The sequence below is a fragment of the Salegentibacter agarivorans genome, from assembly GCF_900113135.1.
Classification (GTDB): domain Bacteria; phylum Bacteroidota; class Bacteroidia; order Flavobacteriales; family Flavobacteriaceae; genus Salegentibacter; species Salegentibacter agarivorans.
The window spans coordinates 67,762-84,337 of the sequence record NZ_FOOH01000003.1 but is presented as its reverse complement, the minus strand read 5'-3'; the positions used below and the strand labels follow the sequence as shown (position 1 = coordinate 84,337).

At 38.2% G+C, this 16,576-nt stretch carries 16 protein-coding genes and 1 riboswitch; of the genes, 2 read left to right on the top strand and 14 right to left on the bottom strand.

Features of this window, described 5'->3' with window-relative positions; translation table 11 throughout:
- Positions 1-49: 49 nt before the first annotated feature.
- The 6 genes from BM084_RS03705 to BM084_RS03680 all read right to left on the bottom strand — a co-directional run bounded on the left by BM084_RS03705 (position 50) and on the right by BM084_RS03680 (position 7,272).
- Positions 50-1,150 carry an acyloxyacyl hydrolase gene (locus BM084_RS03705; protein WP_075324794.1) on the bottom strand — a complete coding sequence of 367 codons (1,101 nt, stop codon included), beginning with the start codon at positions 1,148-1,150 and terminating at the stop codon, positions 50-52.
- Positions 1,151-1,174: 24 nt separating this feature from the next.
- On the bottom strand, positions 1,175-2,131 hold the full coding sequence (metF, locus tag BM084_RS03700; RefSeq protein WP_075324795.1) for a methylenetetrahydrofolate reductase [NAD(P)H]: 957 nt from the start codon (positions 2,129-2,131) through the stop codon (positions 1,175-1,177).
- Between the two features lie 107 nt (positions 2,132-2,238).
- A complete protein-coding gene (gene metH / locus BM084_RS03695) occupies positions 2,239-4,974 on the bottom strand; it encodes a methionine synthase (protein WP_093302838.1) in 2,736 nt (911 codons plus the stop codon).
- On the bottom strand, positions 4,971-5,987 hold the full coding sequence (locus BM084_RS03690; protein WP_093302836.1) for a homocysteine S-methyltransferase family protein: 1,017 nt from the start codon (positions 5,985-5,987) through the stop codon (positions 4,971-4,973). The genes metH and BM084_RS03690 overlap by 4 nt, the downstream gene beginning before the upstream one ends.
- A gap of 52 nt (positions 5,988-6,039) precedes the next feature.
- Positions 6,040-6,150: riboswitch (SAM riboswitch) on the bottom strand.
- 193 nt (positions 6,151-6,343) lie between these two features.
- Positions 6,344-6,850, bottom strand: a complete 507-nt coding sequence (locus BM084_RS03685) for a hypothetical protein (protein WP_093302833.1) — start codon at positions 6,848-6,850, stop codon at positions 6,344-6,346.
- Positions 6,850-7,272, bottom strand: a complete 423-nt coding sequence (locus BM084_RS03680) for an OsmC family protein (protein ID WP_075324798.1) — start codon at positions 7,270-7,272, stop codon at positions 6,850-6,852. Before BM084_RS03680 ends, BM084_RS03685 begins: the two co-directional genes overlap by 1 nt.
- A gap of 208 nt (positions 7,273-7,480) precedes the next feature.
- Between BM084_RS03680 and BM084_RS03675 the strand changes: the two genes are divergently transcribed.
- Both BM084_RS03675 and BM084_RS03670 read left to right on the top strand, forming a co-directional pair.
- Positions 7,481-8,188, top strand: coding sequence for a hypothetical protein (locus BM084_RS03675; RefSeq protein WP_093302831.1), 708 nt, complete (start codon positions 7,481-7,483; stop codon positions 8,186-8,188).
- Positions 8,189-8,323: 135 nt separating this feature from the next.
- Complete coding sequence (locus BM084_RS03670; RefSeq protein ID WP_075324800.1) at positions 8,324-8,746, top strand: hypothetical protein; 423 nt, start codon at positions 8,324-8,326, stop codon at positions 8,744-8,746.
- Positions 8,747-9,104: 358 nt separating this feature from the next.
- On the opposite strand, the gene BM084_RS03665 is transcribed toward BM084_RS03670, so the two are convergent.
- The 8 genes from BM084_RS03665 to BM084_RS03630 form a co-directional block, all read right to left on the bottom strand.
- Positions 9,105-10,169, bottom strand: a complete 1,065-nt coding sequence (locus tag BM084_RS03665; RefSeq protein WP_075324801.1) for an NAD(P)/FAD-dependent oxidoreductase — start codon at positions 10,167-10,169, stop codon at positions 9,105-9,107.
- Positions 10,162-10,755 (bottom strand): precorrin-2 dehydrogenase/sirohydrochlorin ferrochelatase family protein, encoded by a 594-nt coding sequence (locus tag BM084_RS03660; RefSeq protein ID WP_057480526.1) that lies wholly within the window; start codon positions 10,753-10,755, stop codon positions 10,162-10,164. Before BM084_RS03660 ends, BM084_RS03665 begins: the two co-directional genes overlap by 8 nt.
- Positions 10,756-10,762: 7 nt before the next feature.
- A complete protein-coding gene (cobA, locus tag BM084_RS03655; RefSeq protein WP_075324802.1) occupies positions 10,763-11,545 on the bottom strand; it encodes a uroporphyrinogen-III C-methyltransferase in 783 nt (260 codons plus the stop codon).
- Positions 11,538-13,631 (bottom strand): HEPN domain-containing protein, encoded by a 2,094-nt coding sequence (locus BM084_RS03650; protein WP_075324803.1) that lies wholly within the window; start codon positions 13,629-13,631, stop codon positions 11,538-11,540. The genes cobA and BM084_RS03650 overlap by 8 nt, the downstream gene beginning before the upstream one ends.
- Positions 13,632-13,811: 180 nt before the next feature.
- Positions 13,812-14,441 carry a phosphoadenosine phosphosulfate reductase domain-containing protein gene (locus BM084_RS03645; protein WP_075324804.1) on the bottom strand — a complete coding sequence of 210 codons (630 nt, stop codon included), beginning with the start codon at positions 14,439-14,441 and terminating at the stop codon, positions 13,812-13,814.
- 66 nt (positions 14,442-14,507) lie between these two features.
- A complete protein-coding gene (locus tag BM084_RS03640; RefSeq protein WP_075324805.1) occupies positions 14,508-14,759 on the bottom strand; it encodes a DUF2061 domain-containing protein in 252 nt (83 codons plus the stop codon).
- A gap of 128 nt (positions 14,760-14,887) precedes the next feature.
- Positions 14,888-15,304: an RrF2 family transcriptional regulator gene (locus BM084_RS03635; protein WP_075327842.1), complete on the bottom strand. Its 417-nt coding sequence runs from the start codon at positions 15,302-15,304 to the stop codon at positions 14,888-14,890.
- Between the two features lie 95 nt (positions 15,305-15,399).
- Positions 15,400-16,563, bottom strand: a complete 1,164-nt coding sequence (locus BM084_RS03630) for a trans-sulfuration enzyme family protein (protein ID WP_075327843.1) — start codon at positions 16,561-16,563, stop codon at positions 15,400-15,402.
- Positions 16,564-16,576 lie beyond the last annotated feature (13 nt).

The following is a 16,576-nucleotide window of genomic DNA, read 5'->3' as shown; positions in this document are numbered from 1 at the left end:
TAAGGATACAATTCCGCTTGCCCCAACTACAAACTTCCGCTCAAGCTACTCATAAACGATAGCCAATTGAAAATTCTACGGCTTCGGCATTCGCATAATGAGAGCGAACAGTAAGGGATGCCCAAAGATCTTCGGTGATTTTTCTTTGCAGACCAACCCTGTTATATAACTGATCTACAAAATGCTCGTAGGGAAAATACGCATAATAACCTAAATGCGTAATTACCGATAATTTATCGAAGTTTAGCTGATGGCCAACGAAAACGCCTACTCGTTTGGAATCTTCTTCCCCAGTGGTATTTCCGGAAGGAAAAGCTACCGATTGATAATAAATTCGTTCTTCCATAGCTTTGGAAAAGAAAACTTCAGTTCCTGCCTGCAGAGTACTTTTATGATTAAGCACCTTATCGGCATAAGCTGAAAAGGTTAAGAATGGATATTGTTTAGAACCAATAATCCCCATAGTATTTACGCCACTTCGCAACACAAAATTAAAATGAATGGGTTCTGTATATTTTTCTCTTGGCCCTTTTGGAATATAATTGGGCAGATTTTGATGATCTAAAGCATAATTCACTCCCAGGTTAAAAGTGATGGTATTTGTACTGGCATTCGGCGATTTAAAATCGGCGTTGGAATAATGAATCAGGGAAAGCCCGGCCTGTAGTCCCAAACCTTCAAAAATGTTTTCTTTTTTGTAATTCGCCATTAAGTAAGTAGAACTTAGCAAGCGCGAACCGTAGGCATTATTCTTATAATTATCATCTGGATGATATGGATTGGAAGCATACGCCAGGCCCTGCCCTATTCTAAACATTAAATTTCTTTTAAAAAGGTAGAAATTCATATGCGCATAGAGTCCGTAATTTTCACCTAAACTGGGATTTTTCATATCCTGATAGGTAAAAGAAGCGCCAACATCGGGATAATTATAGCGCTTTTCCCAATCTTCAAATCCGAAACTTTTTTTATTAAAACCAAGAATTAAACCTGTTGGATGCCCGGTAATTAAATGGGCAATATCAGGATTATGTTCGGCAATGGTTCCGTAGAAATAACTGGCATCAAAAGAATAATAGTTCTTCCCGAACTCCTGGGCAGAACTATTAAAAATGCTGAAAAGAAAAATAAGGGCGGTAATTTTCTTCATTACCCGCAAATGTAGCCTAATATTTTAAAAAACCGCTTTCGCAATTTTTTGAATATTGGTGCTTTTTCCCATTGAATAATAATGTAAAACCGGAACACCGGAAGCTTTAAGCTCCTTAGATTGTGCTATAGCCCATTCAATACCCACTTCTCTTACCTCTTTATTATCTTTACAGGCTTCTACATTTTTAATTAAATCCTCGGGTATATCTATGCTGAAAACCTGTGGTAATAATTGCAAATGCCTCTTAACGGCTATGGGTTTAATACCGGGAATAATGGGAACAGTAATTCCTGCTTCCCTTGCCTGTTCTACAAAATCAAAGTAAGCTTTATTATTAAAAAACATTTGTGTAACCACATAATCTGCGCCTGCATTAATTTTCTCCTTAAGGCGTTTTAGATCTGTTTGTAAAGAAGGAGCTTCCAGGTGCTTCTCAGGATAACCGGCCACGCCAATACAAAAATCGGCATTGTTATTAGATTCAATAACTTCGTTTAAATATTTTCCTTCTCCCAAATCTTTAATTTGGGTTACCAATTCACTGGCAAAACAATTCCCCCCGTGGGTTGGTTCAAAATAGCGTTGGTGTTTCATAGCATCCCCGCGAAGTGCCATTACATTTTCAATCCCCAAATAGTGACAGTCTACCAGTAAATACTCGGTTTCTTCACGGGTAAACCCTCCACAGAGCACATGCGGAATGGTGTCTACATTATATTTTTGCTTTATTGCAGCACAAATACCAACCGTACCCGGGCGCATACGGGTAATCTTTCTTTCCAGTAAACCATCATCTTTTTTAATGTAAACGTGTTCTTCCCGCGAGGTAGTTACATCTATAAACGGCGGATTAAATTCCATTAGTGGATCTATATTATTATAAAGATCCTGTATACTTCTTCCTTTTTGCGGCGGAACAATTTCAAAAGAAAACAATGTTTCTCCTTTTGCCCGGTTTATATGTTCTGTTACTTTCATAAATACTTCCCAGTTCTTTATCCAATAGGAAAATATTGGTTGGATTATTAATTAATCTAAATTTATTTTTTCCGATTCCTTCCCTTTGGGGAGGCTAGCAAGAGCTCTTAATCTGCAATATTTGGATTAAGCCATTTTTCGGCCTTTTTCAGCGGAATTCCTTTTCTTTCAGCAAAATCTTTCACCTGGTCATCTTTAATTTTTCCCAGGCCAAAATAACGCGCTTCGGGATTGGCAAAATAATATCCGCTTACACTCGCAGCCGGCCACATCGCTAAACTTTCGGTAAGTTCAACTCCAATTCGTTCCTTTACCTTTAAAATTTCCCAAATACTTATTTTCTCTAAATGATCTGGGCAGGCAGGATAACCCGGAGCCGGGCGAATTCCTTTATAAGTTTCTTTTATTAATTCCTGGTTGCTTAAATTCTCTTCGGGCGCGTAGCCCCAGTCTTCCCGTCTTATTTTTTTGTGTAAATATTCAGCAAAAGCTTCTGCGAGACGATCGGCAAGGGCTTTTATCATTATTGAATTATAATCGTCAAAATCTTCCTCAAACTTTTTAGCTAATTCTGCAGTACCAAAACCTGTAGTCACACAAAAACAACCTATATAATCCTGGATTCCGCTTTCCTTTGGCGCAATAAAGTCGGAAAGTGCAAAATTTGGCTTTCCGCCGTGTTTTTTTAATTGCTGCCGAAGCGTTCTGAAAAGCATCTTTTTTTCTTCGGAATTTTCTTCATATTCCACTTCAATATCATCATCATTAACCGTATTCGCCGGAAATAATCCGTAGACAGCTTTCGCTTTTAGTAACTTTTCATCCAGAATTCTTTTCAGTAAAACTTTTGCATCTTTGAACAAAGAAGTTGCCTGTTCCCCCACCACTTTATCGGTTAAAATATCCGGATAACGCCCGTGGAGATCCCAGCTTCTAAAAAATGGGCTCCAGTCTATAAAAGCTTCCAGTTCCTTTAAATCGAAATTATCTATTTGCTGAATTCCTATTTTGTTTGGCTCTGTAATCTGGGTTGATTTCCAGTCTATGGAATACTTATTTTTTCGCGCTTCTCCAATTGGAAGAAAAGATTTCACTTTACTTCTTTTCTTAAAATTAAGCCTGAATTTATCATATTCGGCTTTAAGATCGCTCATATATTTAGTGCGTGTTTCTTCCTTTAAAAGATCCCCAATTACCGTCACTGCACGCGATGCATCATTCACATGAGCAACCGCATTTTTATACTGCGGGTCTATTTTTACCGCCGTATGCGCTTTTGAAGTTGTGGCGCCACCAATAAGTAAAGGCACGTCAAAATTCTGGCGTTCCATTTCCTTGGCTAAAAACACCATCTCGTCTAAAGAAGGTGTTATTAATCCGCTGAGACCAATGGCATCAACACCTTCAGCTTTTGCAGTTTCTATAATTTTTTCCGGAGGCACCATTACGCCCAGGTCAATAATTTCGTAATTATTACAGCCCAAAACCACACTTACAATATTCTTCCCAATATCGTGCACATCTCCTTTAACCGTAGCCATAAGAACTTTTCCAGCCGAGGAGCGCTTACTGGACTTATCTGCTTCAATATAAGGAAGAAGGTAGGCCACTGCTTTCTTCATTACCCTGGCCGATTTTACTACCTGCGGAAGAAACATTTTTCCGCTTCCAAAGAGATCGCCTACCACATTCATTCCAATCATTAAATGACCTTCAATTACTTCAATAGGTTTGTCAGCTTCCTGGCGGGCCTGTTCTATATCCTCTAAAATATAAGCGTCAATTCCTTTAACCAAAGCGTGGGTAATCCTGTCCTGAAGCGGATTTTCCCTCCAGGAAAGGTCTACTTTGCTTGCCTTTTTAGAGCCCACTACGGTTTCAGCAAATTCAAGCAAGCGCTCTGTGGCATCTTCTCTTCTGTCAAGAATTACATCTTCTACGTGTTCTAAAAGATCTTTGGGAATATTATCATACACTTCCAGAAGTGCGGGGTTTACGATCCCGATATTCATTCCCGCTTTAATCGCATAATATAAAAACACCGAATGCATCGCTTCCCGCACCGGATTATTTCCGCGGAAAGAAAATGAAACATTACTCACACCACCACTAATACTGCAATGCGGAAGATTTTCTTTTACCCAACGGGTTCCTTCAATAAAATCTATGGCATTGCGTTTATGCTCGTCCATCCCCGTACCTACCGGGAAAATATTCAGGTCAAAAATGATGTCTTCTGGTGGTAGTTTTACTGTATTAACCAGGATATCATAAGAACGCTTTGCTATTTCAATTCTACGTTCAAAATTATCGGCCTGCCCAACTTCGTCAAAAGCCATAACGATTACCGCAGCACCGTAACGCTTTATTTTTTTAGCGTGTTCAATAAATTCTGCTTCGCCTTCTTTAAGGCTTATAGAATTCACAACACATTTCCCCTGCACCACCTGTAAACCGGCTTCTATAATTTCCCATTTAGAACTATCTATCATGATGGGTACACGGGCAATATCGGGCTCGGCAACAATAAGGTTAAGGAATTTTACCATCGCCTCTTTGCCTTCAATAAGACCATCGTCCATATTAATATCGATGATCTGGGCACCACCGTCTACCTGATCTCTTGCTACTTCCAGGGCTTCCTCAAAATTCTCCTCTTTAATTAGGCGAAGGAATTTTTTGGAACCGGCTACATTAGTCCTTTCCCCAACATTTACAAAATTGCTATCGGGGGTAATTATAAGCGGTTCGAGACCAGATAATTTTAAAGGCCTAGTCTCTTGTTGTTCTTTTTCCGGGGAAATTTCTTCCTGTATATTTTCTTGATTCACTGTTTCTATCATAACGCGGTGGAAAATTCAGGTTTCACTATTTTTCTTGGACTATAATCTTTGGCAATTTCAGCAATAGCGCTAATATGCTCTGGTGTGGTACCACAGCAACCACCAAGAATATTCACCAAACCCTTTTCTAAATATTCCCTAATCTGTCTTGCCATTTCTTCAGCATCCTGGTCGTATTCTCCAAAAGCATTTGGCAACCCTGCATTAGGATAAGCTGACACACCACAACTTGCAAAACGGTTTAAAACCTCGAGGTGCGGTGTTAGTTGTTTAGCACCCAAAGCACAGTTAAAACCAACACTTAACAGGGGAATATGCGATACCGAAATAAGAAAAGCTTCCGCGGTTTGCCCCGAAAGCGTTCTCCCGGAAGCATCGGTAATCGTTCCACTTACCATTATGGGAATATCTAGCTGTAATTCTTCTTTAAGTTCATCAATGGCAAAAAGCGCGGCTTTAGCGTTTAGGGTATCAAAAACAGTTTCTACCAGAAGAATATCCACGCCGCCTTTTATTAAAGCGCTGGCTTGTTGCTTATAAGCTACCCGCAATTCTTCAAAGGAAATTGCACGAAATCCGGGATCGTTAACATCGGGGCTCATACTGGCGGTTTTATTGGTGGGCCCAATCGCGCCGGCCACAAACCGAGGTTTTTCCGGATTTTCTTCAGTCATTTTTACGGCGACTTCTTTGGCAATCCTGGCCGACTCATAATTGAGCTCATCTACCAGTTCTTCCATTTTATAATCGGCCATGGCGATTGTGGTTGCAGAAAACGTATTGGTTTCTACAATATCGGCACCGGCTTCAAAATATTTACGATGAATGGTAGCGATTGCTTCAGGCTGGGTAATGGATAACAGGTCGTTATTTCCCTGTACGGAAACCGGCCAATCTCCAAAACGTTTTCCACGGAAGTCTTCTTCAGAAAATTTATAATCCTGAAGCATCGTGCCCATGGCACCGTCTAAAATGAGTATATTTTTTTGAAGTTGTTCTTCTAATTTTGACATATAATTTTATCTAAAATCACTATCAAAAAAAGAAGCGGGAAAGAATTCTTTCTTGTTATCTATCTGCGCCAAAGAAGCGAAGTAGAATGTAGCACCTTCTCCCATTACAGGAGGGTTGCCAAGGTTTCAACGGGTCTATTCCCTCAACCTTTCTTGATAACGATGTTATAAACAATGAACTTGAACCAGCAAATATACGGCACAGCCATTTAAATGCAAGGGCTAAGAGTAATTTTTATGGATAATGTATTTTATATGATTTACTGAATTATATTTTTAATAAAACAGGAAAAAGAAGGGATAAAAATTAAAGATTACTTCCAAATACTGCTTTAATTTCCAAAGTTTCTATTGACTTAAAAAGCCGAATTACCAAACTTCTTAATTTGAATAGTATCAGTGGTATTTAATTCGTTTAGAAAAGATTTCAGCTCTTCTTTCTTCTGTTTATTCTGAAGAATTATTTCGTAATTATATTTTTCACCTGAAAGCGTAGTAAAATAAATATGATTTTTATTTCCGTATAAAGTATACTTCCAGAAACTGGCGTAACCTCCATATTTGAAACCGATTTCCTGCAGCTCGGAAATTAAAAATTCTTTCCCGAAATTGGCTAAATCTATTTTAACCCTGGTTTCATCTATCTCCATATCCCCAAGATATTTGGGTTTAACAAACGACTGACTTAAAGCTCCAAACATTCCCAGCATAAAAGCAAAACTACCGGTAAGCCGAAGCCACTTTTCCTCTACCTCGAAAATCGATGTGAGCGCACTACCTCCCAGAAGGAGAATAATAAAAACAATCCTTAAAAACACCGAAGGCTTCCAGGTTTTAACTATCCTGGTTTCAAAAGAGTTCATTAATTGATAAGCTCGCCATTTAAAGTGATCGCATAATTGATTTCAGCTGCTTTTTCCAGCATTTTAGAAACCGAACAATATTTTTCCATAGAAAGATCTACGGCACGTTTGGCTTTCGCCGCAGGCACATCTCCTTTTAAAAGAAAATTAAGCTGAATTTTCTTAAAAACATTAGGCACTGCGCCATCTTCTCTAAAGCCTTCAACTTCCACCTGGAGATCTTCCAGTTCCAGATGTTGCTTTTTTAGAATCATTACGATATCAATACTGCTACAACCGGCAATGGCTCGCAGTAATAAATCCATTGGGCTGGCTCCCTTTGGTTCGGCATCGGTTTTATTATCTAAATGAACAATGTCTCCACGCTCGTTTACGGTTTCAAAATGATAATCTTTATTAAGTCTTTTAAGGTTGATCTTCATAATAAATCTTGTTTTAAACAAATTTAGCTAAAGCTTATTAAAAAACCTCAAAGTTCTAAAGCTTATACCGGGTTAGGGTTTTCCGTAAACGATATTAACAAATTTTTAATAGATTTACAGGGAAGCTTGGAAATGAATCTGATTTTATCCTAGTAATTTACGTGTGATTGTAAAAATAGGAATACAAGGATTTGACAACAATTTATTAATGAAATATTCTGTAAATCATAGTGAAATTAAAGAAGGATCTGAAACACTCGTTAAAGCTTTAATCAGGCTATATGAGGTTAATAGATTATTTGATCAATATAAGCATTTAAACACTGAAAAAGTTGAAATGGTCATCTACAAAACTGCAACATATGGATGGTATGTAGATGATTTCTCAAAAAACAGTGAATTAAAAATAAACACTTGCCTTAAACATATCTATAATAATCTTCCCGAAAAACTTGATCTTTATTTTTCAGATTATTACAGAGGTAAAATTGATGAGATTAGAAAAATGTTAACTGAGAAATATTCAAACAGAAAACAAATTTTAAATGAAGCTTTTGATGCTCATAATAAAGGACTTTACCACGCTTCTATTTGTATATTATTAACTCAAATTGATGGAATTTGTAATGATGTTTTAGATGCTAAATTTTTTATAAATAAGAATTACTTGCCACAGATTAAAGAAAAATTAGAGAGTAAAAATCTAAAATATTCAGACTTTATATTATCTCCTATAATTAAAAAAGCAAGTATTAATAGTTGGGAAAAGGAAATTGAAAAATTCCCAATTCGATTAAACCGTCATGAAATTTTACACGGTGTTGATATTCAATATGGAAATGAAACTAATTCATTAAAAGTAATTTCAATGATTTCCTATATAGATTTTGTATTATCCCATTATAGTTCGAACTAAATAAACAATTGCCAAGTCGTTTCATCGTAAATAACCCTTTTTGCCGAAAAAGTGTAATTTTAGAAACCAGGAAAGAAAGCATTAATCCGACAAGCCCGTCTCCCTATTTCCGCTACTTTTCCATAACCAATATCAATGAAAACACTATATCTATTTACCGCACTAATATTTACATTTTTAAATTCTACAGCCCAGGAATTAAATTGTGAAGACTTTAGAAATGGAAACTTTATTATGCCGGCAGAAGATGGATTTTCAAGTGTCCGGATCGAAAGAAACGGGAATTATCAAATTGAAATACCTTTAAATGAAGAAGGCTTACCAGACAAAAACAAGAAAGCAGAATTTATCAACCTCAAGTGGATTAATGATTGTTCTTACATTGGAAAATATGATGGAACTAAAATGGAATTAACAGAATTTCAACATTTCGTAAATAGCAATGGTGGAATTAAAGTAAAAATGAAAAAGATAGAAGATGGATGTTTCTATTTCCTTTCAACTTTAAGCATTGAAGGAGAGGAACAAAGGCTAGATGGTAGAATGTGTATTGAATAAACTTGAAATGAAAAGACTCCAAATCATATTAATTGCTTTAATAATTTTAAGCTCTTGCAAAGAAGAAAATAGAAAAATTTAACCTCAGGAAAAATAAAGATTTACGGAATAGATAATGCAAACAAGAGATTATAAAATTTTCTATTCCAGAGAAAATTTACATAAATTTAATATTAAGGGTGGAATAGAATATGATAGGGGCTCTCGGCAAAAAATAGAAGACTTAAAATAAGGAATGACGAAATGCTTCAACCACCCCGGCCTATAGGCCACCCCTCCTTAAAAGGAGGGGAGCTTAATAAGCTTTAAAAATCATTGTATTTTATTCTAATTAATTCCCCCTTCGGCGCCAGGTGGCTTACATGCCAATACTCTGTACCACTTCTTTTTTGGCTTCTTTTTTACTACCGTCAAATCCGGTCACGCCGCCAACGGTGGTGTATTTAAGTACATATTTTTTATCAGGGAAAATTCGCTGGTAAGCACTTTGACACATAATCGCGGCTTCGTGAAAACCGGAAAGGATCAGTTTTAATTTTCCTTTATAGGTGTTTACATCACCAATAGCATAAACGCCGGGAATATTGGTTTGATAATCGTAAGAATTATCAACTTTAATCGCGTTTTTCTCTATTTCCAGTCCCCAGCTTCCAATCGGGCCCAGTTTTGGAGACAATCCGAAAAGTGGAATAAAATCATCCACATCTTTAAATTCCTCTCCGCGGGCTTCATCTTTATGCCTAATTACCACCTGTTCCAATTGATCTTCACCTCTAAGGCCAACAACTTCAGCATTGGTAATCATTTCAATCTTACCGAGTTTAGCCAATTCTGAAACCCTTTCCACAGAATCCAATGCGCCACGGAACTCTGCTCTACGGTGCACCAGGGCAACTTCCGCAGCAACATCGGCCAGGTAAATGGCCCAGTCTAATGCAGAATCCCCTCCACCGGCAATCACTACTTTTTTATCGCGGTAAACTTCCGGATCTTTAATAAAATAAGAAACGCCTTTATCTTCAAAATCGGTAATATTAGCGATTGGGGGTTTTCTTGGCTCAAAAGAACCTAATCCACCCGCAATTGCTACTACCGGCGCGTGGTGTTTTGTGCCTTTATTGGTAGTTACTATAAAAGTACCGTCGTCCAGTTTTTCCAAAGTTTCGGCGCGTTCTCCCAAAGTGAAGCCTGGTTCAAAAGGTTTTATTTGTTCCATTAGATTTCCAACCAAATCTCCCGCTAAAATTTCAGGAAATGCCGGAATATCATAAATTGGTTTTTTAGGATAAATCTCAGAACATTGCCCGCCGGGTTGTGGCAGCGCGTCTATTAAATGCGTTTTTAGTTTTAATAATCCCGCTTCAAAAACGGTAAACAAACCGGTTGGGCCAGCCCCAATTATCAGGATATCTGTTTTAATCATCACTCTTGTTTTTAACTTTTAAAGATTCGGTTATAGAATTCATTTGATCAACTTTCGCCTCAAAATCACCTTTTATATTACTTCGGTATTCATTTAAATTTTCTACCATCTGGTTTACATTTTCGGGAATTACTTCTTCAAAAAATTGCCGTAAACGTTTTGCCGCGGTAGGCGATTTACCGTTGGTGGAAATCGCGATTTTTACGTGGCCTTTATTTACAATGCCGCCCATATAGAAATCGCAGAGTTCGGGCGTATCGGCTATATTAGCCAGTAAATAACGCTTTTTGGCATGTTTGTAAACTCGTTTATTCAATTTTGCATCGTTCGTAGCCGCAATTACAAAATGACGGTTTTTAAGGTATTTTCTTCTATACCTGCCTTTTGTTAATTTTGCGCCGTGTTTTTTTGCCAGTTCTTCTGTTTCCGGTAAAAACCATTTTGCGACCACTTCCACCTTAGCATTAGGACTCGATTTAAACAGGAAATGCAATTTTTCGTGTCCCACCTGTCCGCCGCCAACGACCAGAATATTCAGCTTATTGACCTTTAAAAAGACCGGGTATAATTCGTTTCTTTCTTCCATAGGCCCCCTAGCCCCCAATGGGGGAATTTTTAAATTCAAACTCCTTGACGTTTTCAAAAACTGCTTTAAGCTGTCCGCTTTCTTTTACTACTTCGCCAATCACGATAATTGCCGGGGCGGTAAGTTGTTTTTCGGCAACTACTTTTTCTATACTTATAATGGTCCCAAAACCAGATTTTTCATTATCGGTAGTTCCATTTTGAATAATCCCCACCGGAGTATCTTCTTTGCCGTAGTAGCTAAAAATGTTCACGATTTCAGCGAGTTTCGCCATTCCCATCAGTATCACCACCGTAGCGGTAGATTGTGCGGCCAGCCGAACATCTTCTGAAAGTTTCTTTTGAGTTGTGGTTCCTGTTATAACCCAAAAACTCTCGGAAGTTCCCCGTTGGGTTAGCGGAATTCCAACATTGGCTGGTACCGCAATAGAAGAAGTAATCCCGGAAACAACTGCAGTTTCCAAACCTTTACTTTTAGCGTAATTGATTTCTTCAGATCCCCTTCCGAAAATAAAAGGATCTCCTCCTTTTAACCGAACCACGTGACCTCTTTCCAAGGCATATTTTACAATAAGCTCATTTATTTCGTCCTGAGAATATCTATGTTTATCTTTTCGTTTGCCAACAAAAATATGTTCAGCCTGCGGTGCATATTCCAAAAGATCACGGTTTATAAGCGCATCAAAAAGCACTACTTTCGCATCTTTTAAAGTATTTAAAGCCTTTAGGGTGATTAGTTCCGGATCTCCCGGCCCGGCACCAACCACACTTAATTTTGGTGAATTATACATTTTGTACCTCCTTTGTTCTAAATGCATCCACTCTTTTTAAAAACAAATGCGCGTCTTCTAAATATTTATTGGCAAAAGCTTCGGTTGGCTCGTGCTCGTTCATTTGATAAGCGAATTCTTTGAAGGAAGTCGATAATTCAATTTTACCGGTGTCTACAAAAAGCTCATCAAACTGAGAAATAATTCCCGCCTGGGTATTGGTTTTTACATCCTCAGCAAGTAATAAAGCCTTAGCAGAATTTACGATTGAGGTATAGGAATGATAAATACTATCGGCCCAGGCTTTTCTTTCCAGTGCACTTTTTGCGTTATCAATTTTCTCTTCACTTTCAAATAAAAGTGTTGCGATAAGGTCTATAACCACGCCGGCACATTCGCCTACTCCTACTGCTTTTATATAAGGTTCTTCGTGGCCCCAATCTACAAATTCGTTTTCTGTTAGGTTTGAAGTATCGGCCAGTTCTTTTAATAAATCATAGAAATAAGTTTTGCCCTGCCTGTCATAATATTCCGCAAATTTTTCTTCGGAATTGGCATTTGCTTCAAAGTCGTTTAGCAAGAATCGCAAAGCTTCTGGCCCGCGTTTACTGGGCACTTTCACCACCTTATCAGCAAAACGGCCCTGGCCGTCCCCAAGGGTTCCGCCACCAAGTAAAACCTGAAGTGCCGGTGCCACGGTTTTGCCAACTTTAACCGACATTCCCTGGAAACCGATCTCCGCCATATTATGCTGCCCGCAGGCATTCATACAACCGCTTATTTTTATAGTGATATCTTTTCCGTTTATAAACTGCGGATACTCTTCTTTTAAAACATCTTCCAGTACATCGGCAATTCCCGTACTACTGGCAATCCCCAGGTTACAGGTATCGGTACCGGGGCAGGCCGTGATGTCTACGGTTTTATCGTAACCGGTATCAGCATAGCCCAGTTTTTTTAATTCTGAATAGAAAAATGGCAAAAATTCTTCCCGAACGTGACGAATTAAAATATCCTGTCTTAAACTCAGTCTGATCTCATTTCCGGCGTATTTCTTTACCAAATCGGCAAGTTTTCTTGCGCCACCGGTATAAAAATCCCCTAACGGAACCCTGATTCCAACCGCAAATAAGCCTTCCTGTTTCTGCGGAAGAACATTGGTGTTTTTCCAGGTTTCAAAATCCTTCTTATCTTCAATTGTTACTGCAGGCACCTCAACATCCTGAAGCGGCGGTGCAGTTTCAAATTTTTCAACTTCAAATTTAGGATGGTTTTTTGAAAGCGCCGTGTTTTGTTCGGCTACAAGTTCCATAAAAGCCTCTTTTCCTATATCTTTTACAAGAAATTTCATCCTTGCTTTTAATCGTTTTGCACGTTCGCCGTACCGATCAAAAACCCGAAGTACACCCTCAATTAAAGGAAGGGTTTCTTCCACAGGAAGAAAATCATAGAGTTCATCGGCGTGTCTTGGTTGAGAACCGAGCCCGCCGCCTAGCATCACTTTAAATCCGCGTTTTCCGTCTTTCAACTTGGCGATAAAACCAAGATCATGAATGTAACTCAGCGCAGTATCTTCATCTGAAGAAGAGAAAGAAATTTTAAATTTTCTTCCCATTTCCTGGCAAATTGGATTCCGAAGGAAAAACTGAAAAGTCCCATGTGCGTATGGAGAAACATCAAAAGGTTCGTTTACATCAATTCCCGCGGTTGGCGAAGCGGTTACGTTTCTTACCGTGTTTCCGCAGGCTTCACGCAAAGTGATATCATCTCTTTCCAGCTGCGCCCAAAGCTCCGGTGTTCTGTCTAAACTCACGTGGTGAATCTGGATATCCTGGCGCGTAGTGATATGCAAACGGCCTTTGGAATATTCATCAGAAACATCGGCTATTCTGTGCAGCTGTTCTGAAGTTACTTTTCCAAATGGCAGTTTTATTCGAACCATTTGTACTCCCGCCTGTCGTTGCCCGTATACCCCACGCGCTAAACGAAGGCTTCGGAATTTCTCTTCATCTGCTTTTCCCTCACGAAACAACCTGATTTTCTTTTCTAAATCAAGAATATCCTGCTCTACGATTGGGTTTTCTATTTCGGTTCTAAAACTTTGCATTATCGATAATTTTTAAATTGAAACCTGAAAAACAGGTATTAATAAAAAAGTCCTTTTTTGATTTTTCATTTAAAAGGACTTCCTATATTTTTTTATAAAAAGTTTCCTTTAAGTGCAGCGAATACACATTTTTGAACGGTACATCTCGGTATAACTCTGCTCTTTTTTCATTGGGATTCATTAAGCGTGGAGGCCACATTCACGGTTTTCTAAAACTTTGGTGGGATCAAAATATTTAAATTCGTTTGGCAGTTCATGTTTTTCTAAATAGGCATCCAGTTTTTCGTCACTCCAGTGGTAAAACGGACTCACTTTTAAAATTCCGTCTTTGCTATAGCTTAAAATATCTATACTATCTCTAAAACTGGTTTGGCCCTTTCTAAGATTTGTAAACCAAACATCCGGATTTTGCTGGCGCATAGCGCGTAAAAAAGGTTCCAGTTTTACCTGTTTGGTAAATTCTTCGTGTTGCGGATTATTAATATCGGGGATTCCTCCAAACAGTGCATCACGATAAGCAGCGGTTTGCTTTGGGGTGTAAAGCTTAACATTAAGTGACAACTGGTCTATCACCTGCTTTGCGTGCTTATAAGTTTGAGGAGTATTGTAACCGGTATCGCACCAAATTACTTTTATTACCGGATCTATCTCTGAAACTGCGTGTAAAATTGCAGCTTCATAAGGTCTAAAATTAGTGGTAATCACCGGCCTGGCCGAGTTGGATACTACCCACTGTACAATCTCAGCCGGCGTAATTCCCTTAAACTGCTGGTTGAGGATTTTTAATTCTTTTTCGCTGTACCGTTTCATCTTTTATAAATTTTTTGGCCCTGCCCGAGCCTAACTATACTCTATATTCTTTTCTAAAAAATATTCCTATTCTTTTCCAAAACTTATCATATTCCAAAGCCGCTCGTGGCCAAAATACAGGATCATTTTAGTGACCAATTCTACCGACCCAATGGCCAGTGCAGTTTCAATTTCTCCTGTTAGAACCCACGAAATAACTATGGTATCTACGGTTCCTACAATTCTCCAACTCACTGTTTTTAAAATACTGCGTAAGGGTTTTTCTGAAGTCCTGTCTTTTTTATAAGTGGTTTTAGATTTTGCCTGATCCAGTATCATACTCTCTTCGTTTAAATTCTATTAACCTATCGGATTAGTAGGTTATAAAACAAAAGTAACTTTGTTTTTTTATCAGACCAACTATTAAAGGCCTAAATTTCAGTATTTAACATTTAATTTTTGAATTCTTATTTTTTCGCAGAAATATCAGCTAAAGTGTTATCGCCCAGCACTTTTAATGTGCTATCCCTAACCTGAATCATTAAACTATGAACAGAACAGGCTTCTTCACTGGGGCAATCGTCGCACTTTTCGTAATAATTTAGGCTCACACAGGGCACCATCGCTATAGGACCTTCCAGTACTCTAATTACCGAAGTCATTCGGATATCTTCCGGTTCCTTGATTAAATAATAGCCACCGCCTTTACCTTTTTTAGACCCCAAAAATCCCGATTTACGCAATTCCAGAAGTATGCTTTCAAGGAATTTTTGCGAGATATTTTCACTTTTTGAGATTTCAGAAGTTTGCACCGGTTTTCTATCCCCTTTTTTTGCGATAAACGCCAGGGCTTTAATACCGTATTTAGTCTTTTTAGAAAGCATACTGCGAATATACTTAAATATTGACTTTTTCGCATTTATTATTGAATTCTCTACGGAAAAATCAAAAAGCCCTATGTCTGCTGAAATTACCATAACTAAATTGAATTTAGAGCCTGTTTTAAATCTGCTATTACATCATCTGCATGTTCCAATCCTACTGAAACTCTTACCAATCCTGGCTTTATCCCGGCTTCTAACCTGTCTTCTTCACTTAATTTACTATGTGTTGTAGATGCTGGATGCGTAACAATACTGCGTGTATCGCCAAGATTTGCCGATCTTGAACAAAGTTTTATAGCATCTATAAACTTTCTACCCGCTTCAATCCCTCCTTTAATCTCAAATGAAACAATATTCCCACCTTTTTTCATCTGTTTTTTAGCAATTTCATATTGCGGATGCGACTTTAAAAAAGGGTATTTCACATTTTCAGCATTGGCTTCGGTTTCCAGGAATAGAGCAACTTTTTCTGCGTTTTCACAATGTTTATCTAAACGTACCGCTAAAGTTTCCAAACTTTTAGAAAGTACCCAGGCGTTAAAAGGCGACAAAGCCGGTCCCGTATTTCTTGAGAACAGGTATATTTCCCTTATTAAATCGGCATTTCCTACTGTTACACCACCCAAAACGCGGCCCTGACCGTCTATTAATTTTGTAGCCGAATGTATTACCAAATGCGCCCCGAATTTTATAGGATTCTGAAGCCAGGGCGTGGCAAAACAATTATCTATAATTAATATAAGATTGTGCTTTTTGGCTATTTCACCCAAAACTTCTAAATCCAATACATCTACACCTGGATTAGTAGGTGTTTCGGCAAAAATAATTTTGGTTTCGGGCTTTATTAAACTTTCAATTTTATCAACTTCATTCACATTAAAATAGGAATGCGAAATATTCCATTTTGGAAAAAACTTGGTAAACAAACTATGCGTAGAACCAAAAACCGATCTAGCCGAAATGATATGATCTCCACTATTTAAAAGAGCCGCCAAACTTGAAAAAACAGCACTCATTCCCGTGGCAAAAGCAAAACCTGCCTCTGCCCCTTCCATCTTCGCTATTTTCTCAGTAAATTCTGAAGTATTGGGATTGGTAAATCGGCTGTAAATATTGCGTTCCTTTTCTTCAGAAAATGAAGCTCTCATATCTTCGGCATCATCAAAAACATAACTGGACGTTAGGTACAGGGGCGTGGAATGCTCCTGGAACTGTGTACGTTCGTTTTGTGTTCTAATGGCTTCGGTTTCAAAATGCATAATTGTTGGTTTT